Annotated in this window: 20 protein-coding genes; 8 read left to right on the top strand and 12 right to left on the bottom strand. The window is 63.6% G+C overall.

The window, feature by feature from the left end:
- Together V6617_RS15220 and V6617_RS15215 are read right to left on the bottom strand one after the other, a co-directional pair.
- Positions 1–417 carry a VOC family protein gene (locus V6617_RS15220; protein WP_338607766.1) on the bottom strand — a complete coding sequence of 139 codons (417 nt, stop codon included), beginning with the start codon at positions 415–417 and terminating at the stop codon, positions 1–3.
- 26 nt (positions 418–443) lie between these two features.
- Positions 444–1,043 (bottom strand): DUF2062 domain-containing protein, encoded by a 600-nt coding sequence (locus V6617_RS15215; RefSeq protein ID WP_338607765.1) that lies wholly within the window; start codon positions 1,041–1,043, stop codon positions 444–446.
- 212 nt (positions 1,044–1,255) lie between these two features.
- On the opposite strand from V6617_RS15215, the gene V6617_RS15210 reads away from it, so the two are divergent.
- A complete protein-coding gene (locus tag V6617_RS15210) occupies positions 1,256–2,761 on the top strand; it encodes an inorganic phosphate transporter (protein WP_338607764.1) in 1,506 nt (501 codons plus the stop codon).
- A gap of 157 nt (positions 2,762–2,918) precedes the next feature.
- Here V6617_RS15210 and V6617_RS15205 read toward each other — a convergent pair whose 3' ends face one another.
- Positions 2,919–3,410 (bottom strand): NUDIX hydrolase, encoded by a 492-nt coding sequence (locus tag V6617_RS15205; RefSeq protein WP_338607763.1) that lies wholly within the window; start codon positions 3,408–3,410, stop codon positions 2,919–2,921.
- A 194-nt stretch (positions 3,411–3,604) separates the two neighbouring features.
- Between V6617_RS15205 and V6617_RS15200 the strand changes: the two genes are divergently transcribed.
- The 5 genes from V6617_RS15200 to hrpB all read left to right on the top strand — a co-directional run bounded on the left by V6617_RS15200 (position 3,605) and on the right by hrpB (position 10,326).
- Positions 3,605–5,116, top strand: coding sequence for an ATP-binding protein (locus tag V6617_RS15200; RefSeq protein ID WP_338607762.1), 1,512 nt, complete (start codon positions 3,605–3,607; stop codon positions 5,114–5,116).
- A gap of 199 nt (positions 5,117–5,315) precedes the next feature.
- Positions 5,316–6,230, top strand: coding sequence for an ROK family protein (locus V6617_RS15195; RefSeq protein ID WP_338607761.1), 915 nt, complete (start codon positions 5,316–5,318; stop codon positions 6,228–6,230).
- Positions 6,223–6,945, top strand: a complete 723-nt coding sequence (locus V6617_RS15190) for a copper homeostasis protein CutC (RefSeq protein ID WP_338607760.1) — start codon at positions 6,223–6,225, stop codon at positions 6,943–6,945. The genes V6617_RS15195 and V6617_RS15190 overlap by 8 nt, the downstream gene beginning before the upstream one ends.
- A gap of 377 nt (positions 6,946–7,322) precedes the next feature.
- Positions 7,323–7,850 (top strand): hypothetical protein, encoded by a 528-nt coding sequence (locus tag V6617_RS15185; RefSeq protein WP_338607759.1) that lies wholly within the window; start codon positions 7,323–7,325, stop codon positions 7,848–7,850.
- Between the two features lie 25 nt (positions 7,851–7,875).
- Positions 7,876–10,326, top strand: a complete 2,451-nt coding sequence (hrpB, locus tag V6617_RS15180; RefSeq protein WP_422394789.1) for an ATP-dependent helicase HrpB — start codon at positions 7,876–7,878, stop codon at positions 10,324–10,326.
- 141 nt (positions 10,327–10,467) lie between these two features.
- On the opposite strand, the gene V6617_RS15175 is transcribed toward hrpB, so the two are convergent.
- The 6 genes from V6617_RS15175 to V6617_RS15150 all read right to left on the bottom strand — a co-directional run bounded on the left by V6617_RS15175 (position 10,468) and on the right by V6617_RS15150 (position 19,802).
- Entirely contained in the window at positions 10,468–13,071 is a 2,604-nt protein-coding gene (locus V6617_RS15175) for a bifunctional diguanylate cyclase/phosphodiesterase (RefSeq protein WP_422394837.1), read from the bottom strand.
- A 376-nt stretch (positions 13,072–13,447) separates the two neighbouring features.
- Positions 13,448–14,245 carry a 5-deoxy-glucuronate isomerase gene (gene iolB / locus V6617_RS15170; protein WP_338607757.1) on the bottom strand — a complete coding sequence of 266 codons (798 nt, stop codon included), beginning with the start codon at positions 14,243–14,245 and terminating at the stop codon, positions 13,448–13,450.
- A 262-nt stretch (positions 14,246–14,507) separates the two neighbouring features.
- Positions 14,508–15,401, bottom strand: a complete 894-nt coding sequence (gene iolE, locus V6617_RS15165) for a myo-inosose-2 dehydratase (RefSeq protein ID WP_338607756.1) — start codon at positions 15,399–15,401, stop codon at positions 14,508–14,510.
- A gap of 157 nt (positions 15,402–15,558) precedes the next feature.
- Positions 15,559–15,858, bottom strand: a complete 300-nt coding sequence (locus V6617_RS15160; protein WP_338607755.1) for a GIY-YIG nuclease family protein — start codon at positions 15,856–15,858, stop codon at positions 15,559–15,561.
- Between the two features lie 189 nt (positions 15,859–16,047).
- Positions 16,048–17,892, bottom strand: a complete 1,845-nt coding sequence (gene iolD / locus V6617_RS15155; protein WP_338607754.1) for a 3D-(3,5/4)-trihydroxycyclohexane-1,2-dione acylhydrolase (decyclizing) — start codon at positions 17,890–17,892, stop codon at positions 16,048–16,050.
- Positions 17,889–19,802 carry a bifunctional 5-dehydro-2-deoxygluconokinase/5-dehydro-2-deoxyphosphogluconate aldolase gene (locus V6617_RS15150; RefSeq protein WP_338607753.1) on the bottom strand — a complete coding sequence of 638 codons (1,914 nt, stop codon included), beginning with the start codon at positions 19,800–19,802 and terminating at the stop codon, positions 17,889–17,891. Before V6617_RS15150 ends, iolD begins: the two co-directional genes overlap by 4 nt.
- Before the next feature lie 245 nt (positions 19,803–20,047).
- Between V6617_RS15150 and iolG the strand changes: the two genes are divergently transcribed.
- Positions 20,048–21,040, top strand: a complete 993-nt coding sequence (gene iolG / locus V6617_RS15145; protein WP_338607752.1) for an inositol 2-dehydrogenase — start codon at positions 20,048–20,050, stop codon at positions 21,038–21,040.
- Between the two features lie 110 nt (positions 21,041–21,150).
- Here iolG and V6617_RS15140 read toward each other — a convergent pair whose 3' ends face one another.
- Positions 21,151–21,813, bottom strand: a complete 663-nt coding sequence (locus V6617_RS15140; protein WP_338607751.1) for a DUF1236 domain-containing protein — start codon at positions 21,811–21,813, stop codon at positions 21,151–21,153.
- A 195-nt stretch (positions 21,814–22,008) separates the two neighbouring features.
- The gene (locus V6617_RS15135) at positions 22,009–22,422 is read right to left on the bottom strand and encodes a class I SAM-dependent methyltransferase (RefSeq protein WP_338607750.1); all 414 of its coding nucleotides are present in this window, start codon (positions 22,420–22,422) and stop codon (positions 22,009–22,011) included.
- Between the two features lie 112 nt (positions 22,423–22,534).
- Here V6617_RS15135 and V6617_RS15130 point away from each other — a divergent pair, with 112 nt between their 5' ends.
- The gene (locus V6617_RS15130; protein ID WP_338607749.1) at positions 22,535–22,984 is read left to right on the top strand and encodes an Rrf2 family transcriptional regulator; all 450 of its coding nucleotides are present in this window, start codon (positions 22,535–22,537) and stop codon (positions 22,982–22,984) included.
- 137 nt (positions 22,985–23,121) lie between these two features.
- Here V6617_RS15130 and V6617_RS15125 read toward each other — a convergent pair whose 3' ends face one another.
- On the bottom strand, positions 23,122–23,985 hold the full coding sequence (locus V6617_RS15125; protein WP_338607748.1) for a MurR/RpiR family transcriptional regulator: 864 nt from the start codon (positions 23,983–23,985) through the stop codon (positions 23,122–23,124).
- Between the last annotated feature and the right edge of the window lie 129 nt (positions 23,986–24,114).

Below are 24,114 nucleotides of genomic sequence, written 5' to 3'. Positions count from 1 at the left end.
CTATTTGGCAAACACCCCGGCAAAGTCTGCAAAGCCCTTTACCTCGATCGGATTGCCCGACGGGTCGGTAAAAAACATGGTCCGCTGTTCGCCCGGTTCACCCTCGAACCGCACAACCGGGGGAATGTCGAACGCAATCCCCGCGCCCTCCAGGCGAGCGGCCAGTGCCTTCCAGTCATCGAGCGGAAGGACCACGCCCAGATGCGGCATCATCACCATATGATCGCCCACCTTGCCGGTGCGGGTCGTTTTGAACGGCTCGCCCAGATGCAGCGAAATCTGATGCCCGAAAAAATCGAAATCGACCCAGGTTTCGGTTGAGCGCCCCTCGGCGCATCCCAGCACGCCGCCGTAAAATCGCCGCGCCGCGTCCAGGTCGGTCACGTGATAGGCGAAGTGAAAAACCGATTGAGTCACTCTATCTTCTCTCCATGTCTTGAAAATCAGCCCCGCACCGCGTTGCGCGGCGAGGTCTGGCCCTGCCGTGCCCGCCGCCGCTCCAGCCGGGCTTTGCGCGCCCGCTGGAACCCGCTCACCAGCCCGCGCACGATCACGTAAAAGAACACCCAGCAAAACAGCGCAATCGGCAGCGCGCCGATCATCATGGTCTGGAACAGCGGCAGAATGGCCCCAAGATCGAGCGAGAACAGCCCGCCCGAAAGCGCCGTGGCGTCCGCGTGACGCATCACGGTCGCCGGATCGTCGGGAAACAGCGCTGCCCGGATCGCGGAACCGAATTGAAAGCTGAGCGAAAAAAACAGCGGGAAGGTGATGGGATTGCCCCAGGCGGTGCCGATCGCCGCAGCCAGCATGTTGCCGCGCGTCACGAACGCCAGAATGAAGCCCAGAAAGAAATGCACCCCGATCAGCGGAAACACCGACACCGCCGCGCCCGAGGCAACGCCTGCCGCGATGGCGTGCGGGCTCGCCGTCAGCCGCAGCACGCGCTTTTGCAGATAGGTCAAATACCGCCTGATCCCCATGCGGGGCCAGACCGCATTCCGCAGCCGCGTCTGCCAGTCCTTCTTGCGTCTGGTGTCCATTAAGGCTCGGCGCCCTCCGTTTCGGGCCAAATGGTAAACCCAATTGAGGGCTTACGACCAGACAATTGCTAAGGGGTGTGGCGGTTTTGCGCAGACGCGGTAAAACAGACCTCAACGGGCGCCTTTTGTGACGAAAACGTCACAATCGCTGTGGCCAAGCCGATCCATGTTCGATATGGCCAGAACAGACCGACAAGCCTTCCAGGAGCCCCATGGCCAAGCCAGCCATCGACAAGGACTTAAAGCGCGTCAGGCAGTTGCGTGAGGCGACCCACGACAGCTCACGCGCCATGGCCGCGCCGGGCATTGCGCTGGTCTTTTTGCTCGCCGCCCTCGTCTGGGCCAGTTTTGCCGTTTCCTCGGGTCCCCTGAGCTATCTGGTCATCATCGCCACGGTCATCGCCGCCTATATGGCGCTCAATATCGGGGCCAATGACGTGGCCAACAACATGGGTCCGGCTGTCGGGTCCAAGGCGCTCACCATGACCGGCGCGTTGGCCATCGCGGCCATCTGCGAGGCCGCAGGCGCACTTCTGGCCGGTGGCGACGTAGTCAGTACCATCTCGCGCGACATCATCGTTCCCGGCGCTCATATCGACGGCACCGCTTTCATCATGGTCATGATGGCTGCGCTTTTGTCCTCGGCGCTCTGGGTCAATCTTGCCACCATCATCGGCGCTCCGGTGTCCACCACCCATGCGGTGGTTGGCGGCGTCGTCGGGGCAGGGGTCGCTGCCGCCGGCTTTTCCGCCATCGTCTGGCCCACCATCGCCAAGATCGCCGCAAGCTGGGTGATTTCCCCGCTCATGGGCGGATTGCTGGCTGCGGTCCTGCTCACCATCGTCAACTTCACCATCCTGCGCGAAAAGGAAAAAATCGTTGCCGCCCGGGTCTGGGTGCCGGTTCTGGTGGGGGTGATGATCGGCGTTTTCGCCATGTATATGTCCATGAAGGGCCTTTCGCGCGTCTGGAAGCCTGAGGGCCATATCGTGCTGCTGATCGGGCTCTTGGCCGGGGGTATCGGCTGGTTCGCCGCCCAGCCCTGGGTGCGGGCGCGCACCGAGGGTATGGACAATTCCAACAAGCAGGTCGGAACGCTCTTTCGCCTGCCCCTGATCTTTGCGACCGCTCTGCTGTCCTTCGCCCATGGGGCCAACGATGTGGCCAACGCCGTCGGCCCACTCGCCGCCATCGTTTCGGCCGTGCAGCAGGGCGGAGAGGTTGGCGGTTCGGTTTCCCTGCCGATCTGGGTGCTGGCCATCGGCGCGCTGGGTCTGGCCCTGGGGCTGGCACTGTTCGGGCCACGCCTCATCCGCACCGTGGGCGAAAAGATCACCAAGCTCAACGAAATCCGCGGCTATTGCGTGGCGCTCTCGGCCGCGTCCACTGTGCTGGTTGCCTCGGCGCTCGGCCTGCCGGTCTCCTCGACCCATATCGCGGTGGGCGCCGTGTTCGGCGTGGGCTTTCTGCGCGAAGGGTTTTCCAACCAGAACATCCGCAACAAGGCCGTCAGCCCCGAAGGTGTCTTCCTGCGCACCGACCATCTCAACAGAACCGCCGAAGAGGCCGTCGCCAATTACCAGAAACGCCAGCGGCGCTACCTGGTCCGCCGCCAGCACGCCTTCTCCATCGGCGCCGCCTGGGTCATCACCGTCCCCGCCGCCGCGCTGCTCGCCGCGGGCATATTCTGGGGCATGGTTCTTCTCTTCGGGCTTTAGTCCAGCCCGCCGGCGCGAGGCAAAAAGCCTGGCCCGTCATGCCTTCTGCGGTGCGCGCCGTGAGACAGAACCGGACGAAGCGAAGCTGAGGACCCCGGCCAATTTTTTGGCCGCGCCGTCGCAGGCGCAGCGGAAGGCATAGGGCGGTCTTAGCCCGTCATGCCTTCTGCGGTGGGCGCCGTGAGACAGAACGAGAATTCTCCCTCTGCGCCAGCGCCAGGGCCACATCGGCCAGCCCGTCATGGGTGATCAGTCGCTTGGCTTCGGGCAAAACCGCCCAATGGCGATAACGCTGGCCCATTTCCTTCCAGTCCTCGCGCTGGTCGGTGACCAGCAGCGCAAACATCTTGACCTCGATGGGTTGGGGCCGCTCTTCGGTTACCGGCAGGAAATATGAGCCAATGGGTTTCGTTTCGATCTCGCCCACCACGCCCGCTTCCTCAAAGGCTTCAAGTTCGGCGCTTTCCCATGGCGTCTTGCCCTCCATCTGCCGGCCCTTGGGGAAAATCCACTTTCCCCGTCCGCGCGAGGTGATGAGCAGCACCACGACCTGCCCGTCTACGATCTTGTAGGGCAACGCACCAAATTGCGGCCCAACCGGCTCGAAAGGGGGCCTGGAGAAAAAGCGGGACCAAAGGCGCATGGGCATCGGGGACGACTCCATCCGGAACAAAGCAAAGCCTAGGCCGATTTGGCCGAGTCGGTCAAAGCGGAACGCGAATGGCTGTGAATCGATGCAAGGGGGTTGTGCAGCCCGCTTTCCCCAATGCTAAGATAACTGCGTTCGGCTCTCCCGAGTCCCACCGCGAATCACCAACCAAACCCCGGAGCAGGCAAAAGGCGATGACCGTCGAAATCGACATGGGCACGACAAAAACGGCGACGCCCGCAAAGCTCGATCTCGAGGAATTGCTGGCCACCCGCCTGCTTGTGCAGGGCAATTCCGGCTCGGGCAAATCCCACCTTTTGCGGCGCCTCCTCGAACAGAGCGCCCCCTGGGTGCAGCAATGCGTTATCGACCCCGAGGGCGATTTTGTGACCCTGGCCGACAGGTTCGGCCATGTGGTGGTAGAAGCCGACCGCTCCGAGCATGAATTGACCCGCATCGCCGGCCGTATCCGCCAGCATCGCGTTTCGGTCGTCCTTTCGCTCGAAGGGCTGGAGGCCGAAGCCCAGATGCGTGCCGCAGCCGCCTTTTTGGGTGGGCTTTTCGATGCCGACCGCGATTTCTGGTATCCCATGCTGGTCGTTGTCGATGAAGCCCAGCTTTTTGCGCCCTCCTCGGGCGGCGAAGTTTCCGACGAGGCGCGAAAACTTTCGCTTGGCGCCATGACCAACCTCATGTGCCGTGGCAGAAAGCGTGGCCTGGCCGGCGTCATCGCCACCCAGCGCCTTGCCAAGCTTGCCAAGAACGTCGCCGCCGAAGCGTCCAACTTTCTCATGGGCCGCACCTTCCTCGATATCGATATGGCCCGCGCTGGCGATCTGCTCGGCATGGACCGGCGCGGCACCGAAATGTTCCGCGATCTCGAAAAGGGCAATTTCGTTGCGCTTGGTCCCGCGCTCGCCCGTCGCCCGTTGCCCATCCGTATCGGTGCGGTCGAAACCAATGCCCGCTCCACATCGCCCAAGCTGATGCCTCTGCCTGAAACCGGTGCCGACGCCGCCGATCTCATTTTCACCCCCGGCGCCGAGGAAGAAACCCGCCCCCTCCCGCGCCGCACCGTCCAGCCCGCGCCGCGCCCCACGGCCGATATTCTGGCTCAACTGAGCCAACCCGCCCCCAAGGCGGACCCTGAGCCGGCAAGCCTCTTCCCCGAAATCGACGAGGCCGAGCGCGCCGCCCTGATCGATGCGGTACTGGTCGAAATCCTCGAAGACCCGGACGCCAGCTTCCGCTCGGTCGCCGTGCTTTATCAGGATTTCCTGGTCCGTTGCCGCATCCGCCGCGTGCCGGGCACGCCGCCCGATCTCAATGATTTCAAACGCCGCTTTGCCGTCGCCCGCGCCGGTGTCGATACAGCCGCCGCCGAGTCCGACGTCTGGAAAACAGCCCTCGATCTGGCCCGCACCCTGCCCGAAGATCTGCAGGGCGTGTTCCTCATGGTCGCCCGCGCCGCTGTTGAAAAATTGCCCTGTCCATCCGACGCGACGCTGGCCCGCGCCTATGGCTCGCACTCGGCCTCCCGCGCCCGGCGGCTCCTGACCTATTTCGAGGATCGCGGCCTGATCGTTCTGCGCGAGGATTTTTCCAACCGCCGCATCGCCGCCTTCCCCGACCTTTCCTGCGAAACCGCCCCCGGCGACGCCAACGCCCCGGCCGAAAGCCCCGACGGCAGGGCCGCTGCGGAATAGTCCGGCCTTTCCCAACGCCCCGCCTTTTTGCTCCACGCTTCCCCCTCTGTCATTCCGGGCGAAGACCCGGGATCCAGTACCCCCAGCGTCCATGACTGTTGTGCCAACCTCGCCCGTTCGCACCCGCCAAAATCGCCAAATCTCCGCTTTTGACGAAATCTCCCCTTGCTCATGCGCCATCCCCCGCTAGGTTCGCCCCATGATCCTTGCACTCGACATCGGCGGCAGCGCCATCAAGGCAGCTTTTGCGCACGATGCCCGCTCCATCGTGCCGATGGGCCGCATCGAAACCCCGCGCAACGATTTCGCGGCCTTTGTTGAAACCCTGCGCGGCATTCTGGCCGGGGCGCCCGAGCGCCCCGATGCCATCTCGATTTCCATCTGCGGGGTCGTCGATATCGAGACCGGCAAAATGATCTGCGCCAACGTGCCCTGTATCGATGGCCGCGTTCTCGACGCCGATCTGTCAGAAGCGCTCGAACTTCCCGTTTCCATCGCCAACGATGCCGATTGTTTTGCCCTGGCCGAAGCCGGGCTTGGGGCAGGGCAGGGGCATGACGTCGTGTTCGGCATCATCCTGGGCACCGGCGTCGGTGGCGGCCTCGTCGTCGAAGGCCGTCTCGCCAACCGTCGCGGCGGCTATGCCGGCGAATGGGGCCACGCAACCATTCTCGCCACGACCGCCGGCGATCCGCCGCTCGCCATCCCCCACTTCCAGTGCGGCTGTGGCCGCATGGGGTGTGTCGATACCGTGGGCGGGGCGCGCGGGCTGGAAAAGCTGCACATGCATTTGACCGGCCAGGCCCGTGACAGCCGCGAAATCGTCGTCGGCTGGGCCGGACGCGACGAAGCGGCCAGCCGCACCATGGACGTCTATGTCGATCTGGTCGCCGCCCCGCTGGCTCTTGCGGTCAACATCACCGGCGCGTCCATCGTGCCCGTCGGCGGCGGCATGGCCGGAGCGCCCGGTCTGATCCCCGCACTCGACGCCGCCGTGCGCGCGTCCATCCTGCGCAAGCTCGACCGCCCGCTGATCGTCCCCGCCCAATGCGCCACCGAACCCGGCCTTGTCGGCGCCGCGCTTTTGGGGCTGGACCGGTTTGCCTATGCCTGAACCCATTCTCGAAATCTGCGTCGATGACGCTGCCGGCCTCGCCGCCGCCATATCCGGCGGCGCTGACCGCATCGAACTCTGCTCCTCCCTTGCCCTCGGCGGCCTTACGCCCACTCCCGGCCTGATGGCTCTCGCTGCCACGTCCCCCATTCCCGTCTACGCCATGATCCGCCCACGCGCCGGCGATTTCGTCTTTTCCCAGGAAGATGTGGCGACCATGCAAACCGATATCGACGCTGCCCGCTCAGCCGGTCTCTCCGGCGTCGTCCTCGGCGCCACCCATCCCGATGGCAGGCTCGATACCGCAATCCTTGAGCGCCTTGTCACCCGCGCCAGCGGCCTTGGTCTCACTTTGCACCGCGCCTTCGATCTGGCTCCCGATTTCCCCGCCGCCATCGATACCGCCATCGACCTGGGGTTTAAGCGCATCCTCACCTCCGGCGGCGCCCCCCGCGCCATCGACGGGCGCGACGCCCTGCGCACCATCATCGCCCACGCCGCCGGCCGCATCGCCATCATGGCCGGCTCCGGCGTCACCGCCGACAACGCCGAAATCTTCCTCGCGCTCGGCCTCACCGACCTCCACGCCTCGGCCAGCCGCCCAATCGAAACGCCCACCGGCCGCGCTGCCGATCTGGGCTATGTCGCACCGGGCATGAAGCGCACCGATGTCGAACTGGTGGCCGCCCTCAAGCGGGCGATGACGGTGGCTTGAGTTGACCCCCACACCCTCGCTGCCCCGGGCTTGACCCGGGGCCCATGCACGCGACCGCGCCCTCCAGTGGCTGGGCAGACCGCTAGGTCTCCGGGACAGCGATGGCGGGGTAATCCGCCCATCCTCCCCACCCGCCGTCATCCCGGGCGAAGACCCGGGATCCAGTACCCCCAGAGCCAGTGGTTTGATCTCCAGCATGGCGCGCACCCCGCGCTTAACGGTTGGCAATCGCACGGCGGCGCAATAGCGTGCGCCGCAACCGCGACGGACACCTCAGCATCCACTGACCGCCTGGTCTTTGATGGCAGGCACTACTCCGTCCCCGAAGCCCTGACGCGCGGCTGGTAGAGAGCCAGCAGAAATAGTAGGAGACGCCCATGTTGTCGTGGCCATCGTTACCCACAGACAATCTGTACAAATTTCAGGCAATTGCTGGTCTGGTGTTGGTCGTTGTTAGCTCCATTTTTATGTATTTGCGAGTTTCAGAGAATGCGCTGGAAGTTGCTAGAATTTCGGCTGTGATCTCATCATACGAAACGCTGCTTGAAAGGGATGCCGAAGAAATTCGGGCCTTTCGTGAGCAGCTTGAGAGCCGAGAGGCAGAGAACGATTTTGATAGTGTTGATTTTGAAGGTTTGCAGTTGCGCCTTTCTCAATTTGAAGAGTTGGAACGACAACATCGAGAATCCGCAGCCCGCATAAGCGAAGATTCTGCACTCAGCAGGGCCAGAGTGGATAACACAGCGATGGTTCGTGGTCCGTTGTTCGCAATGGCCATTGCCGGCTTCGTATTTATGCTTCATGGGTTCTGGTTATGGTACGCCCGCGTGCAGGTCCATCAGGATAAGCTTCTGCGTCTGCAAGTCGAAAAAATTGCTTCTGATCTCAGCAAGCTCGATGAATAGCGACCGCTTCGTGAAGTTCCATTCTTTGGCTACACAGCCAATTCTGCCCATCGACACCGTCCTCCCCGCGCTCGCATCCGCGCTTGAGGACAATGGGCGCGCCGTCCTTGTCGCCCCACCCGGCGCGGGCAAGACGACCCGCGTGCCTTTGGCCCTGCTCAATGCCCCATGGCGCGCCGAGGGCAAGATCGTCATGCTCGAACCGCGCCGCCTTGCCGCCCGCGCCGCCGCGCGCCGCATGGCCCAGACGCTGGGCGAACAGGTCGGTGAAACCGTGGGCTACCGCGTCCGGCTCGATACGAAAATCTCTGCAAGAACCCGCATCGAAGTGGTCACCGAGGGCGTCTTTACCTCCATGGTGCTTGACGATCCCGAACTGACCGGCATCGCTGCCATCCTGTTCGACGAATTTCACGAACGCAGCCTCGATGGCGATCTCGGCCTCGCCCTCACCCTCGATGCCACGGCCCTGCGCGAGGATTTGCGCATCCTCGTCATGTCGGCAACGCTCGATGGCGCGGCGGTGGCAACCCTGCTCGGCGATGCCCCTGTCATCGAAAGCCAGGGCCGCGCCTTCCCCGTCGATACCCGCCATATCGTCCCCGATGCCAATGCGCGCATCGAACACGCGGTCGCCGCCGCCACCCGCCGCGCGCTGGCCGAGGAGACCGGCTCGATCCTCGTTTTCCTTCCCGGCCAGGCCGAAATCCGCCGCACCGCCGAAGCGCTGTCACCCATCATTGGCCCCGACACCGACATCGCTCCCCTTTACGGCCAACTCACCCCCGCCGAACAGGATCGCGCCATCCAGCCCGCCGCGCCCGGCCGCCGCAAGATCGTGCTTGCCACCGCCATCGCCCAGACCTCCCTGACCATCGAAGGCGTGCGGATCGTTATCGATTCCGGCCTCTCCCGCCTGCCGGTCTATGAGCCCAACACCGGCCTGACCCGGCTCGAAACCCGCCGCGTTTCCCGCGCCAGTGCCGATCAGCGCCGTGGCCGGGCAGGGCGCACCGAACCGGGCGTGTGCTACCGGCTCTGGCACGAGGGTCAGACCCAAAGCCTTCCGCCCTTCGATCCGCCCGAAATCCTGCAGGCCGATCTGACAGATCTCGTTCTCGATCTCGCAAGCTGGGGTGTCACCGATCCAACTACCCTTGCCTTCCTCGATTCTCCACCGGCCCCCGCATGGTCCGAGGCTGTCGATCTTTTGCAAAATCTCGACGCGCTTGACGCCGCCGCCCGCATCACGCCCCACGGCACTTTGCTGGCCAAACTGCCCCTCCACCCGCGCCTCGGCCACATGATCGTGCGCGCCGCGACCGAAGGCACGGCCATGGATGCGGCCCTGCTCGGAGTGCTCGCCGGCGAACCCGGCCTTGGCGGCAACGCCATAGATCTCGCCGATCGCTTCGAGCGCCTGCGCCGCGACAATTCCAAACGCGCTGCTGAAGCCAAAGCGCTCGCCACCCGCTGGTCCAAAGCCGCTGGCGGGGCGAGCCAGCTTTCCGGCGCCGATCTGGCCCGCCACCTCGCCCGCGCCTATCCCGACCGCGTCGCCCAACAGACCGGCCCCGGCCGCTTCCGTCTCGCCAATGGCCGTCAGGCCCGCATCGATGAGACCGAGCGCCTGGCGCGCGAAAAATTCCTCGTCATAACCGAAATGACCGGCGCCGCCGCCAGCGCCCATATCCGCGCCGCCATCGCCATCGATCGAAACGACATCGAGGATATCTTCACAAGCCATATCCAAACCGCAACCGAACTGGCCTTCGATCCCACAGCCCGCGCCGTCCGTGCCCGCCGCCAGCGCCGCCTCGGCGCCCTGCGCCTTGAAGATGGTTCCGCCGCCATCGACGATCCCGCCGCCGCCGCGCCCATGCTGGCCAAAGGCATCGCGCAGATCGGCGTTGAAAAGCTTCCCTGGACCCGCGACCAGCGCACCCTGCGCGAGCGCGCCGGTTTCCTCCATCGCACCATGGGCGCCGATTGGCCCGACCTTTCCGACGCGGCGTTGGCTGAAAACGATGCCGCCTGGCTCGTCCCCCACATCGCCGGCCTGTCGCGCCTCGACGCCATCACCCCCGACCACCTCTCTGCCGCCCTGTTCGATCTCTTGCCCTGGGACAGGCGTGCGCAGATGGAAACGCTTTTGCCTTCCCATTTCCCCGTTCCCTCGGGCAGCAATATCCCCATCGACTATGCAGCGGAAAACGGGCCGGTCCTCGCCGTGCGCGTCCAGGAATTGTTCGGCCTCGATACCCACCCCGCCATCGCCAATGGCAAGGTGCCGCTGCTGCTCTCGCTGCTTTCCCCTGCCCATCGCCCCATCCAGACCACGCGCGACCTTCCCGGCTTCTGGCGTGGCTCCTGGTCCGATGTCGCAAAGGATCTGAAAGGCCGCTACCCCCGCCACTACTGGCCCGACAATCCCCTCGCCGCCCAACCAACCAACCGCGCCAAGCCGAAAAGCTAGGGGCTAGGGTGCGGGGGACAGGTCAGGGCTGAGCGAAAGCGACGCTTTTCGAGCACCGGAACGGAGCGTACTTCCAGTACGTGAGCACCGGAGCGCAGGAAAGTGCCGCTTGCAGCCGGCCATCACCTGAACCCCCGCACCCTAGCTCGCCTTGCGCCAGCTCTGGCTGGCGACGAACTGGGTTATCGCGTCCCCATCCATGGGTCGGGCAATGGCATAGCCCTGCAGCGCCGAACAGCCCATATCGGCGAGAATTGTGGCGTGCTCGAAGCTCTCCACACCCTCGGCAATCGCCTCGATTCCCAGCGACGTGCCGATTTCGATGATCGAGCCGACCAGCCGGCGCTGACCTGCCGAACTGGTGATCGGCATCACGAGCTGCCGGTCGATCTTGAGCCGCGTCGGGCGCAATTGCAGAAGCGAGACGATCGAAGCGTATCCTGTGCCGAAATCGTCGATCTCGATGTCGATGCCCAGATCCCTGATCTGGTCGATATTGAACGAGACCAGCGTGTCGCGCTCGTCGAGATAGATCGATTCGATCAATTCGAACGACACCGTGCCCGGTTCGATCTCCAGCGCCTTGAGCGTATCGATCAGCCCCTCGTCATTGAGCCGCCGCGCCGAAACATTGACCGAAACCCGCGGCACGCTTAGCCCTGCCGCCTTCCATTTCCTGTGCTGGGCCAGCGCCTGCTCGAGGATCAGCTTGTCGATGGCCGCAACCACGTTGAGGTCCTCGGCAATCGCCATGAACGCATCGGGCGTCAGCATGCCCCTTATGGGATGGTTCCAGCGCGCCAGCGCTTCCATGCCAACGATGTCGAGGGTCTTTGCGTCCACCTGAGGCTGGTAGAACGCGACGAATTCGTTGTTCTCCAGCCCCGACAGGATATCGTCGGCCACACGCTTGGCGGTGATGATTTCGGCCTGCAATTCTTCCGAGAAAAATTCGGCCCGGTTCCGGCCACGCTCCTTGGCACGATAAAGCGCGATATCGGCATTGACCAGCACCTGCTTGGCCGGCGTTGTCGAAACATCGCCGCCCGCAATGCCGATCGAAACGCCGAACCGGCATTCATGGCCCTGGTAGGAGACCGGCTTGCGCATGGCGGCGATGATCCGCTCGGCCATGGCGCGCAATTCGGCATCCGATTTCTCCCCGATGCACAGGATCACGAATTCATCGCCCCCGATCCGCGCCACGAAGTCCGATGGCCGCACCGAACCCCTGAGCACTTCGGCCGCATGGATCAGCATGGCGTCGCCCGCGGCATGGCCCAGCGTATCGTTGATCTGCTTGAAGCGATCCAGATCGATATGCTGGATCGAGACATAGCCGCCATCGTGCGCGCTGCGCTTGGTGTGCATGTCGAGAATTTCGTCGAGATAGCGCCGGTTGGGCAGCCCGGTCAGCGGGTCGTGCATGGCGTTGTGCTCGATGCGCGCCTTGGCGGTCTCCAGCTCGAAATTTTTCGCCTCGGCCTGCGTCTTGGCCCGCAGCAGCGCCTCTGACAATTTGGCGTCGGGCGTTGCGTCCCAATTGACCCCCACGATGCGTGGAGAGGTTCCCTGATCCTGATAGACCGAGCCGATCGCCCTGATGTGGCGCGTTTCGCCCTCGGGGGTCACGATGCGGTAATTGGACAGGTACTGGGCGCCCGAGCGGATGGATTCATTGAAGTCACGCTCGGCGCGTTCAAGATCGTCCGGATGCAGCCTGTCGCGCCAATGGGTGTAGTCGCGCTCGCCGCCGTCGCACGGATGGGCGTAAAGCTCGTTCATACGGTCGTCCCAGGACAGGTGGCCGGTGGCGATGTTCATTTCCCACACCCCGACCTGCGAGGTGGCCAATGCCAGCTCCAGCCGGCGCGACAGCCGTGACAACTCGCTTTCGCGCCGCCGCTGCTCGATCATCCGCCGCCGGCGTTCCTCGTTGAGCCGGCCCAACAGAACCAGCGGCACAAGGATCAGCGCCGCGGCCAGCCCCATCCCGACCCGCAGCACCACTGTGTTGGGCGGATTGACGCTCCAGCCCCCGTTGGGGATGGCCGATATGATCCAGTTGCCCGATGGCAGCAACACCTCGGCCCGCACCGGATCGCTGTCCAGAACCGCCGCGTCGCCATAAAACACCGCTCCGTTGTCCGCGTGCCCGTCACGGCCGGAAATGGCTATTGAGAGATCGGCTTCCATGGCGTCCAGACCGCTCTCCTGGTAGAGCCTGTCGGCGTCGATCACCGCCGAAACAATGCCCCAGAAGCGCTCCTCGCCCGTCCCGTTGCGATAATAGACCGGGTAGCGTCCGATAAAGCCGCGTCCGCCCTGCACCAGATGCACCGGCCCGGCCAGCACGATTTCGCGGCTGTCGCGGGCCTGCATCGCCGCATCGCGCTGTTCGGCGTTGTCCCGGTAATTGAGCCCCAGTGCCGCCTCGTTGCCGGACAGCGGATAGACCATGCGCACCACGAAGTCGGGCGCCCCCGCAATGTTGATGATCTGGCTGCTCTGGTTGAACAGATAGGCGGAAAGCGCGGAAAACCGCGCCTGGCCCATATAGGGTTCGGTGGCGATGACCCCGACCAGCCCGTGGATCAGTTGCAGGTTGGAATAGACGTTGCCCTCGAGCTGGGCCCGCACCAGCCCGAGTTTGTCGAGCACTGCGGCGCGCTGAGATTGCGCGTGGATTTCCCGGTTCTGGTAGTCGGCAAAGCCGGCCGCCACCGCGATCACCACCACGGCCATCAAAGCAGGTATGTTGCTGGCGCGCGCGAGCACGCGCCCCAATTGCCTGATCCTGCTTTGAATCGTGCCTGCCAAAATGCCTTGCCCCCTGCACCGGTCTTTCGGTCAAAGGAAAGTGTTACGGCCAAGGACTTAACACGCCCTTTAAGGGCCATCGTTTGCTGATTTTCCAGGCGATCGGCGGGCAAGGCCAGCAAGACTGTAACAACCCCCAACACCTTGCCCGACGTCATCCCGGCCTCGAGCCGGGATCCAGTACACTCAGCGTCGACGGCTCCATCCCGGACGCTGATTGTACAAGCCCCCGGCCCAAAGGCCGGGTTGACAAATGGGGGGGTGGCGGGTCGGAGCCTCCCGCATAAGTGCCGGTTCAAACTCAGCCTCCCAGAAGCCATTCATGCTCGGGCTGATTGTGAAATTTCCAACGCCTGTGCGGCCCCGCCATCACGTTGAGGTAGTAAAGATCATACCCGTGGATCGCCGCGCAGGGGTGATACCCCCTGGGCACCAGCGTGGTCACCCCGTCCTCGATCAGCAATGTTTCATCGAGCGAGCGATCGTCGGTATAAACCCGCTGGAAGGCAAAGCCCTGATGCGGGTTGAGACGGTGATAATAGGTTTCCTCGAGGTACGACTCCTCGGGCAAAGCGTCTCTATCGTGCTTGTGCGGCGGATAGGACGATGTGTGCCCGCCCGGCGTTATCACCTCGACCACCAACAGACTGTCCGCCACCCCATCGGTTTCGGGCAGGATATTGGTGACATGGCGCACATTGGTGCCCTTGCCGCGCACCTCCTGGCTCATCGCGTCGGGCCCGATCACCTTCACCGCGCGGTGCGAAAGGGCAGGGGCCGAACAGACGGCCAGTTCGACCTCGGTTTCCGCCGTCACCGACCAGTCCGAATGCCCCGGCACATAGACAGCCGCCGGCTTGCCGTCGAATGGGCTCTTGCGTTCGCCCATTTTGCCCAGCGTCTCGCCTCCTGCCGTCACCCTCCCCGTGCCGGACACGAAAACCAGACAGACCTCCCGATCCCCCGTCGCCGCCGAAACGCTTTGCCCGGCGGTCAGCTTATGCAGCGCAAACCCCACATACCGCCACCCGGCACTTTGAGGCGTCACATCGATCACCTTGCCGGTATTCCCCGACGGTTTGACGAGCAGTTCAGACATCAATTTGCTTCCTCGTTTTCCGGTGCCAACCCGGCCCCAATCCTCTCCGCCCCACCGCCGTCATCCCGGCCTTGAGCCGGGATCCAGTAACCGGCAGAGCTTGCGGCTCGGGTCACCATTTCTTCCCCTCCTCGCCGCCGGGCTTGGCCCCCGATCCCATGCGTGACGCCCTATACTCGTTTGGCTCGGTCCCCCCGCACTCGATCCGTTCCCCAGCCCGCCCCCTCTCCCTTGGGGGAGAGGGGTGGGTGACGGGGCCTTTCTAGGCCGCTACCGCGAACCCGGCCCGCTCCAGCACCGCGCGCAAATGCCCATACCCCATCTTCGCATACGTCAGCGGATGGGCTTTTTCGGGATCCTGTTCGGCCTCGACCACAACCCAGCCCTCATAGCCCTTGAGTTCGGCAAACACCGAGGAAAAGTCGATCAGCCCATCACCGGGCACCGTATAGACCCCGGCCAGCACCGATTTGAGAAAGCTCCAGTCCTCCGAGTTCGATTTGAGCATGATTTCGGCGCGCACATCCTTTGTGTGCACATGCGCGATGCGGGAGAAATGATTGCGCGCCACCCGCGCCGGATCGCCCCCGCCCCACGTGACGTGCCCGGTGTCGAGCAGCAGATGCACGGCATCTCCGGTCGAGGCCATCAGCCGGTCGATCTCCGCTTCGGTCTGAACGATCGTCCCCATGTGATGGTGATAGACAAGATCGAGCCCGTAGGCCTGCTTGAGCTTGAGCGCAAACGCGGTCAACCGCATCCCGAACCGGGGCCAGACGTCATGGGGCAAGATCGGCCGCTCCGACAGCGGCGTCTCCATCTGCCCATGGATGGCATTCGATGTCTCGCACACGATCATCACCGTGGACCCCATGTCGCGCAATAGCGTCGCATGAGCCGCCGCCGCCTCGATCTCGGCGTTCTCGTCCCGCAGCAAAAGCTCGGTCGAGTACCACCCCGAAACCAGAGAATGCCCATGGGCATCGAGCACCGGCCGAAGCGTTTCGGCCTCGCGCGGAAACTTGTTGCCCAGCTCCATCCCCGTAAACCCGGCCTCCCTGGCCTCGGCCAGACACACCTCCAGCGGCGTCTCCCCGCCAATCTCGATCATGTCGTCATTGGACCACCCGATAGGGTTCGCACCGATCCGGATCATTTTTCTTTCGTCTCTCTCATTGTGTTCACAGACATCACCACCCGCTCAACCTCCGATCTTTTCCCCTGCGCCTCCTCCCCACTCCCGTCATCCCGGGCGAAGACCCGGGATCCAGTAACCAGCAGAGCCGGTAGTTTGAACCGCGTATCATCCTGCCCTACGGCCGCAGGGCAGCAAACCGGTCATCCCAGTTGGGATTGTCTTTTTCGATCAGTTGCACCTTCCAGCTTCGCCGCCAGCGCTTGATCCGCTTTTCCCGCGCGATCGCCGCATCGATAGTGTCATGCGCCTCGAAATAGACTAGCCGGTCGACACCATAGCGGGCGGTGAACCGATCTGCTTTCCGCTCCTTGTGTTCGGGAATCCGCCGGAACAGATTGTTGGTGACCCCGACATATAGTGTTCCGCCGATCCCGCTGGCGAGGATATAGACGTAATAGTGCCGCTCATCGATCATCGTTTCCCTCAATCGCCGAGCATACTGGATCCCGGATCAAGTCCGGGATGACCGCGGAGGAGAAACGGGCTTTGGAAAAATAGCCGCGACCTTCGCCAGCCGGCCAACCCTCTTTTCTCATATCATCCTCACCACCTCCGTCATCCCGGGCGAAGACCCGGGATCCAGTACACGGCAGCGCCAGACATCTCACCCGATCCGCTGCCCCTTGATCTTGTCCTCATACTCCGCCCGCTTCGCACGCACATCCGCCCGCTCGGACACCTCGGGCACCGCAACGTCCCACCAATGCCCACCGGCCTCGGTCGCGACCAGCGGGTCGGTATCGATCACCACCACATTGACCCCGCCGCGCGCCCGCGCCTCGGCCAGTGCGGTTTCCAGCTCGGCAATCCCTCCAACCTTTTGCGCATGGGCCCCCATCGCGCCTGCATGCCCCACAAAGTCGATATCGGGCATCGCCTCCCTGTGCACGTCCTCGAACAGATTGTTGAAATTTTTGCCCCCGGTCGCCATTTGCAGCCGGTTGATGCAGCCGAACCCGCGATTGTCGAGCAGGACGATGGTCAGCGCCAGCCCCATCATCACGGCGGTCGAAAGCTCGGAATTGGCCATCATGTAGCTGCCATCGCCCACCATGACGACAACCTCGTCATCGGGCCGCGCCAGCCTCACCCCCAGCCCCCCGGCAATCTCGTAGCCCATCGTCGAAAACCCGTATTCGAGGTGATAGCGCCCCGGGCTTTCCGCCTTCCACAACTTGTGCAACTCCCCGGGCAATCCCCCCGCCGCGCACACGACGATTGCGTCCCCCATCGTCCGCTGGGTCGCCCCGATCACTTGGGCATCCGAGGGCAGGGGCACATTGGTCGCCGCCGTCACGGCATCGGCCGCGTCCAGCCATCCGCGTTTGCCCTCGTTGGCCGCATCGCGCCAGCTTTGTGGCGCCCGCCATGGCCCCAGCCTGTCCCCGAGCGCCTCGAGCCCCACCCGCGCATCGGCCAGAAGGGGCATTGCCCCATGCTTGCCCGCATCGATCGCCGCCACGTTGAGCGCCACGAACTTGGCGTCAGGGTTTTTGAACAGCGCCCAAGATCCCGTTGTGAAATCGGCCAGCCGCGTTCCCACGGCCAAAATCACATCGGCCTGTTCCGCCAATTGATTGGCCGCGCTCGTCCCGGTCACGCCCACCGATCCCATATTGAGGGGATGGGAATGGGGCAGGGCCGATTTCCCCGCCTGCGTTTCCATCACAGGAATATCGTGCGCCTCGGCAAACCGTGCCAACACATCGCTGGCCCCCGAATAGAGCACCCCGCCACCGGCGATCAGCACCGGCTGTTTCGCGCCCTCGATGGCCGCAACCGCCCGCGCCAACTCGTCGGCATCGGGCCGCACCCGGCGTTGGGTGTGCACCGTCTCTGCAAAAAACGAGACTGGATAATCATAGGCCTCCGCTTGGGTATCCTGACACAGCGCCAGCGTCACCGGCCCGCACTCGGCCGGATCGGTCAGAACCTGCAGGGCCCGCCGCAGCGCCGGCATGATCTGCTCGGGCCGCGTAATGCGGTCGAAATAGCGCGATACCGGTTTCAAACAATCGTTCGCCGACACCGTCCCGTCGGCAAAATCCTCGACCTGCTGCAGCACAGGATCGGGCCGCCGGTTGGCAAACACGTCGCCGGGCAGAAACAAGACCGGCAGCCGGTTCACATGCGCCATTGCCGCCGCGGTCACCATGTTGGTCGCCCCCGGCCCGATCGAGCTTGTGCACGCCATCATCCGCCGCCGGAAACTGGCCTTGGCAAACGCAATCGCCGCATGGGCCATGCCCTGCTCGTTATGGGCGCGATAGGTCGGCAGTTTCTCGCGCACGCCATAGAGCGCCTCGCCCATGGCCGCGACATTGCCATGCCCGAAAATCGCCCACACCCCGCCAAACAGCGGCACCCGTTCGCCTTCGATCTCGGTCATCTGCGCCGCCAGAAACCGCGCGACGGCCTGCGCCATGGTCAGTCTGATCGTTTCGGTCATTGCTCCCGCGCCTCCCATGCATCCACCAGCGCGCCGAACCGCTCGGCCATATCGGCAACCGCTTCGCTATCGTCCATCTCCCCAGCCAACCATTTTTCGGCGGCACCGGCAAAGATCGTCCGCCCCACGGCAAATCCTTTGACACTTGCCGATCCCGCCGTTGCCTTGAACGCCGCTTCCAGCGCGTCGGCCGGCGCATCGAGCCCCAAAAGCACCACCCCGCGGCACCAGGGATCGTTGACCTTGATCGTCTCATCGATCAGCGCCCAGGCGCCCGCATCGGCCTGCGGTTCGAGCTTCCACCAGTCGGGCTTGATCCCCGCCGAATAGAGCTCGGTTAGAACCCGCGGCACCGTATCGGCCTCCATTGGCCCGTTCTTGCCCGCTATGATTTCGATCAGCACCTCGCGCCCCACGCTGCGTGCCGCATCGTAAAGTGCACCCAGCTTTTCGGTCTGTTCAAGCCGCATATCGTCGGGATCGTCGGGATGAAAGAACGCCAAGCATTTGATGGTATGGTCCACCGGCCATTCGACCAGCCGGCTGCCCATGTCTTGTGAAAATTCGAACTTGAGCGGCCGCGACCCGGGCAGTTCCACCGGCCGCCCGATCCAGAAGTCGGGCACTTTGGCCGCCGCGAACAGCGCCGCGCGCCCGTATTTTTCATCGAGCAGCATCCCGAACCCGTCGCGTCCGCCGGCCACCTTGGCCGCCGCCTCGACGGCCAAAAGCTTGAAGCCGGCAATCCGGTCCCGGTCGGCTCCGGCCCGCTCCGCCATCTCCTCGAACTGGCTCCGATGGTCGATGGCCAGCGCCTTGAGGCTCGCATACGCCCGCCGCCGCCCGGTTGTTGCCCAGTGAATGTGGTTGAGCGCCCGATCCTTGCGCAGCGCGGTGTATTCGCTGCCCTGTTCGAGGAAAAAGCTCAACTCCTCGAAACTGGGGATTTCCGGCGAACACAACAGCCGCGACACCGCAAACGCCCCGCAGGCATTGGCCCAGGTCGCACAGGTCTCCAGCGTCTCCCCGCGCAGCCAGCCGCGCAAAAACCCGCTCATGAAGGCGTCCCCGGCCCCCAGCGTGTTATAAACGTCGATGGGGAACCCTTTGCCCACGATGCCATCTTCGATATTGTCCGGGATCGCGCCATCATAAACGATGCACCCCATCGGGCCGCGCTTCAGGACGATCAGGGCGGAGGAGACCTGTCTGATCGCCCTGAGCGCGGCATCCAGATCGGTCTCTCCTGAGCCGATCAGGATTTCCTCCTCGGTTCCAACGATGAGGTCGCAATGGGGCAGCACCGATTTGAGCCGCTCGGAAACCGTGTGCGAACGGATATAGCGCTCCTCGCCCGCCCCGTGCCCGGCCAGCCCCCAAAGATTGGGACGAAAATCGATGTCGAAGATCACCTTGGCGCCATAGCCCTTGGCAAAGGTCATGGCGATCTTTTGCGCCGCTGAGGTGTGGGGGCGGGAAAAATGGGTGCCCGTCACCAGCACCGACCGGGCCCGCGCGATGAAGTTCTCGGAAATATCGCCCTCGGTCAGCGCCATATCGGCGCAATCCTCGCGATAAAAGATCAGCGGAAACCGCGCGTCGTCCTCGACGCCCAAAATGGCCAGCGCCGTCAGCCGATCCTTGTCGGTGACGATCCCCTCGGTCGAAGCGCCCTCGCGGGCCATCTGTTCGGTGATGAACCGCCCGAAGGCTTCATCGCCCACCCGTCCCAGCCAGGCCGATTTGAGCCCCAGCCGCGCCGTGCCGATGGCGATATTGGCCGGGCACCCGCCCACCGATTTGGCAAAGCTTGCAACGTCCTCGAGCCGCGCGCCGATCTGCTGGCCGTAAAGGTCGACCGAGGCGCGCCCGATGGTGATGACGTCGAGCGTCTTCTCCCGCTCTTCCATGGCGCTGGCCTCCCGCAATCCAGACGATTAGTCGTCGCCTTTCTAGATAGCCTCGATTGAAACATCAATTCCGAAAATCTGTCAATTCGGAATATATGTTCCATTTTTCCGATTGCATTCCACCGGCGGGTGAAGCAAAAAGGCAATTGTGCAAATGTTGGCCAACAACGCGGTCAACATCGCACAAGTCCATAGATTTTACAGCCAATGTTGCGTTTGTTGGCTGCGCATTTCGGGAGGGTTTCATGCTGCGTTTCGGAATTCTGGGGGCGGGCCGCATCGGCAATGTCCACGCCCGCGCCATCGCGTCCTCGGGCCGCGCCACCGTCGGTTATATCGCCGACGCCATGCCCGACGCGGCAGAAAAACTGGCCGCTGTCGTCGGCGCAAAGACCGCATCCGTCGAGGACATCATCGCGTCCTCTGACATCGATGCCATCCTCATCGCCACCCCCACCGACACCCATGCTGACCTGATCGAACAGGCCGCCCGCGCCGGCAAGGCCATCCTGTGCGAAAAGCCGGTATCCCTTTCGGTCGAGCGGATAAAGGCTTGCCTGCAAGTCGTTGAAAAAGCGGGCGTTCCCTTGATGATCGGCTTTCACCGGCGCTACGATCCCAACTTCGCTGCCCTCGAAAAGCGCCTGCGCTCGGGCGAAATCGGCGATCCTGAAATCATCACCATCACCTGCCGCGATCCGTCTGCGCCCCCCGTCTCCTATATCGAGCGCTCGGGTGGGCTCTACCGCGACATGATGATCCACGATTTCGACATGGCCCGCTTTCTTTTGGGCGATGAGGAACCTGCCACCGTCCACGCTCTTGGTGGCGTCCTCACCGATCCGGAAATCGGTAAGGCCGGCGATATCGACACCGCCAGCGTCCAGATGCAGACCGCTTCGGGCAGGATCGTCGTCATCACCAATTCCCGCCGTGCCACCTATGGCCACGATCAGCGCATTGAAGTCCATGGTTCAAAAGGGCTTTTGCGCGCCGCCAATATCCATGACACCACGGTCGAGCTCGCCAATGACGCCGGCTGGATGCAGGACAAGATCCCTTTTTCCTTCGTCGAGCGTTATCAGGCAGCCTACACCGCCGAAATTCACAAATTCCTCGATTTTCTCGAGAAGGGGGAAGCCCCGCGTGCCTCGGGCCATGACGGGCTGATGGCCCAGAAACTGGCCGAAGCCGCCAGCGAGAGCCTGAAAACCGGGCAGGTGATTTCGGTCAAATAAAAGGGGCGGCCTTAAGCGCGATCAGAAAAAGTTGCAGACTTTTTCGGTTCGATCGCGCGACAAAAAAGGGCGGCCCCGCAGGGCCGCCCCACTTTCTCGGTCATCCGGTTTTAGCGGAAGACATAAACGATTTCCCGGCTGGCCGGGTCGATCAGCACCGGCTGACCGTTGATATAGACGTAGTCATATTCGTAGTCCGGGATAGCCTCGGCCGTCACCGTGTCGGGCACCTGAGCCCCGACCACCACTTCACCTTCCAGATAGACCGGCTCCATGGGGTTGGACGTCACATAAGTGCGCGCGCTTTCCGGCGGATCGACGACGACCCCGGCCGTCGCGCCCAGCCCGGCACCGATAGCGGCCCCAACGGGCCCACCGATCAGGGCACCGGCAATCGCGCCACCGGCCGCGCCGGTCACCGTCGAATTGGCGGTTGTGGAGGGTTCGGCAACGCCCACCAGTTCGGGCGGACGTTCGGTCAGAACGATAGGCTCACCCTGGGCCTGGGCCGCGACGGTCAGATAGTCGGAATAGGCATAGCCCATGGTGCCGTCATAATCGATTTCGCACCACATCGAATCCGCCACACAGCCGGTCACCGTGGCGCTGTCGCCCGAGGCGATCACGCCCACGGTTTCAAACTGCGGGCCGGGGCCCGAGCGGATGTTGAGGTCGGTCGTTGCGGTGGCCGTGGCGGTCTGCGCCAGCGCCGTTCCCGTCATCAAAAGTCCGGCTGTTGTTGCCAGAGCTGTTTTTGCAAGAGCGTTTTTCATTGTTCGTACTCCGTTGCTTGGGCGAACAAACCTCTTTCCGAAGCCGGCGCGATGGCCGGTCCGGTATTGGCTTGTTCTGTTTTTCCCCGCGGCAACCGAACGGGACAGGAAACACTTGGTTCCACACAGCAATAGCATTGAAAAACAATCAAATTTCGGTGTGCTGCGCATGCAACACGATGGCATACCTCGCTTTCAAAGAGAGACAGGGCGCCCGTCGACCCACAGCTGCCCGTCTGGTTTGAGCACCTTGGCAAGCACCGCGTGCGCCTTCAGGCCTGTTTCAGGATGGCGCCCGTCGAGCGCGCCCACGCGCACCGCCACGGCCAGATCGAACGGCGCCTCTCCGCGCTCGAGCGTAAGATCCTCGATTGCGATTTGCCGGAATTCGAGAAGGCCCGCCGCCATTTCCTGCACCGATCCGGTTCGCGCCAATGCGATCGCCCTGGCCGACCGGTCGATGGCCACCACCTTGCCCGTCCCCATGCGCCGAGCCATCTCGCGCGCCATCACGCCCGGCCCGCAGCCGATTTCCAGCACGCGCATGCCCGGCGCCAGCGGCAATGCGGCAACGATGGCCAGCAAGCGTCCTGAAATGGTGTTCCCCATGATCACCTCCCGTGTCGGGACAAGGATTGCGCTTGGCGCGACGCTGCGCAAGCGGCCCGGCAATTGACGCAGGCTCACCCGCCGGGCTAGGTCAACACCAGAGGTAAAGCCCATGCGCACCGACAACCGGCTCTCCCGCATGCTCCATGTGTTGATCCACATGAGCAAGATGGAGGGAGCAGCGACGTCAGAAACAATGGCCAGAATGTTATCGACCAATCCCGTGGTCGTGCGCCGCACCATGGCGGGGCTGCGCGAGGCGGGCTATGTCACCTCGTCCAAGGGCCACAATGGCGGCTGGGAACTGGCGACGCCGCTCGAAAAGATCACGATGGCCGATATCTACCGCGCGTTGGGTTCACCCGAAATGTTTGCGCTCGGCCTCGCCAATGACGATCCAAAATGCCTCATCGAAAAAGCCGTCAATGCCCGCATCGGCGATACTCTGGCTGCCGCTGAGGCCATGATTGTGGACCGGTTCGGATCGATGACCCTGGCTGAAATCCGCGACGATTTCGAAAAAGGCATGGCAGCCGTTCAGCAGGGCGAATATTGCGGTTGAGGCGGCGGCGAGGGGCGGGCTGTGCAAGCGGCCTGGCGTTGGCGCTGCGGCAGGATTGACCTCGCCCCTTCGGAGAGAGGGTGATCCGCAGACCGCTGAGAGGGCCTTGAGCGATCGCGGTTCTCTCCGCGTTGCCACTACAATCCTTTTTCCTTGCGCCTGTCGGCCAGCGCCACGGTCAGCGCCATGGCCAGCGTCATGGTCGCGCTCATCGACCGGAACCCCTCGAAATCGGCTTCGGCCACCTCGAACCACGCCTCGGCCTGCGAGGCCAGCGGCGAAAAGATCGAGTCGGTGATCGCCACCACCTTGGCGCCCGCCTCGCGCACCTGGGTGGTCAGCGCCAACGTTTCGCTGGCATAGGGTGTAAAGCTGATGGCGATGGCGGCATCCTTGCCGTTGGCGAAATTGGCCTGCTCGGCCGCCAGCCCGGCCACCGCATCGATCAGGATGGTGCGAATGCCCAGCTTGCCCATGGCATAGGCCATATATGAAGTCACCGGAAACGAGCGCCGCAGCCCGATCAGGTAAACGGTCTGGGCCGCCTCGAGCACGTCGAGCGCCCGCTCGAACACCGCCGGATCGTGCCGGGCGGTCAATGCCGAGATCGAGCGCAGCGAGGCTTCGGCGAACCCCTCAAGGATCATGGATGGGCGCGGCGAGCCTTCCCCGTGCTCGCGCAATTGCGCCATGCGCTCGTCATAACCGAGCACCTGGTCACGCAGCCGCGAACGAAACACCTCCTGCAGTCCCGAAAAGCCCTGATATCCCAGCGCCTGGGAAAACCGCACAAGCGTCGAGGGCTGCACATGGGCCTTGGCCGCAATCGATGCGGCGGTGCCAAAGGCAATCTCGTCGGGGTTGTTGAGCGCATATTCGGCCACCTGGGTCAGCCGGCGCGGCAACTCTTCCCAGCGCGCCAGAACGCGCTCGCGCAAAGCCGCGAAATCGCGCGGCACATCGATCTGCTCTGCGCTGTCCATCGCCTTGCTGCGCCCCATGCTCGGATTCTCCTGATCTTATCCCCAGCCGGCCCGTTGCATCTATACTCGTCCGGCCATTGTCCCCGGGATTTGCCCGGGCGCCTTTTCGCCGCAAAACGGCGCTGAAAACCTGATTTTTCCCGCTCT

This window comes from Pelagibacterium nitratireducens (genome assembly GCF_037044555.1).
In the GTDB taxonomy this organism is placed as follows: Bacteria; Pseudomonadota; Alphaproteobacteria; order Rhizobiales; family Devosiaceae; genus Pelagibacterium; species Pelagibacterium nitratireducens.
This window is presented reverse-complemented; position numbering and strand designations above follow the sequence as displayed.

Bases quoted from the DNA above. Each gene is read 5' to 3' on its own strand.
- iolB (WP_338607757.1), bottom strand. From the start codon at position 14,245: ATGTCTGAACTGCTCGTCAAACCGTCGGGGAATACCGGCAAGGTGATC.
- V6617_RS15150 (WP_338607753.1), bottom strand. From the start codon at position 19,802: ATGGAAGAGCGGGAGAAGACGCTCGACGTCATCACCATCGGGCGCGCC.
- V6617_RS15125 (WP_338607748.1), bottom strand. From the start codon at position 23,985: ATGGGGCGCAGCAAGGCGATGGACAGCGCAGAGCAGATCGATGTGCCG.
- V6617_RS15185 (WP_338607759.1), top strand. From the start codon at position 7,323: ATGTTGTCGTGGCCATCGTTACCCACAGACAATCTGTACAAATTTCAG.
- V6617_RS15205 (WP_338607763.1), bottom strand. From the start codon at position 3,410: ATGCCCATGCGCCTTTGGTCCCGCTTTTTCTCCAGGCCCCCTTTCGAG.
- V6617_RS15195 (WP_338607761.1), top strand. From the start codon at position 5,316: ATGATCCTTGCACTCGACATCGGCGGCAGCGCCATCAAGGCAGCTTTT.
- V6617_RS15140 (WP_338607751.1), bottom strand. From the start codon at position 21,813: ATGAAAAACGCTCTTGCAAAAACAGCTCTGGCAACAACAGCCGGACTT.
- V6617_RS15215 (WP_338607765.1), bottom strand. From the start codon at position 1,043: ATGGACACCAGACGCAAGAAGGACTGGCAGACGCGGCTGCGGAATGCG.
- V6617_RS15190 (WP_338607760.1), top strand. From the start codon at position 6,223: ATGCCTGAACCCATTCTCGAAATCTGCGTCGATGACGCTGCCGGCCTC.
- V6617_RS15160 (WP_338607755.1), bottom strand. From the start codon at position 15,858: ATGATCGATGAGCGGCACTATTACGTCTATATCCTCGCCAGCGGGATC.
- V6617_RS15175 (WP_422394837.1), bottom strand. From the start codon at position 13,071: ATGGCCGTGGTGGTGATCGCGGTGGCGGCCGGCTTTGCCGACTACCAG.
- V6617_RS15130 (WP_338607749.1), top strand. From the start codon at position 22,535: ATGCGCACCGACAACCGGCTCTCCCGCATGCTCCATGTGTTGATCCAC.
- iolE (WP_338607756.1), bottom strand. From the start codon at position 15,401: ATGATCCGGATCGGTGCGAACCCTATCGGGTGGTCCAATGACGACATG.
- V6617_RS15135 (WP_338607750.1), bottom strand. From the start codon at position 22,422: ATGGGGAACACCATTTCAGGACGCTTGCTGGCCATCGTTGCCGCATTG.
- V6617_RS15210 (WP_338607764.1), top strand. From the start codon at position 1,256: ATGGCCAAGCCAGCCATCGACAAGGACTTAAAGCGCGTCAGGCAGTTG.
- iolG (WP_338607752.1), top strand. From the start codon at position 20,048: ATGCTGCGTTTCGGAATTCTGGGGGCGGGCCGCATCGGCAATGTCCAC.
- V6617_RS15200 (WP_338607762.1), top strand. From the start codon at position 3,605: ATGACCGTCGAAATCGACATGGGCACGACAAAAACGGCGACGCCCGCA.
- iolD (WP_338607754.1), bottom strand. From the start codon at position 17,892: ATGACCGAAACGATCAGACTGACCATGGCGCAGGCCGTCGCGCGGTTT.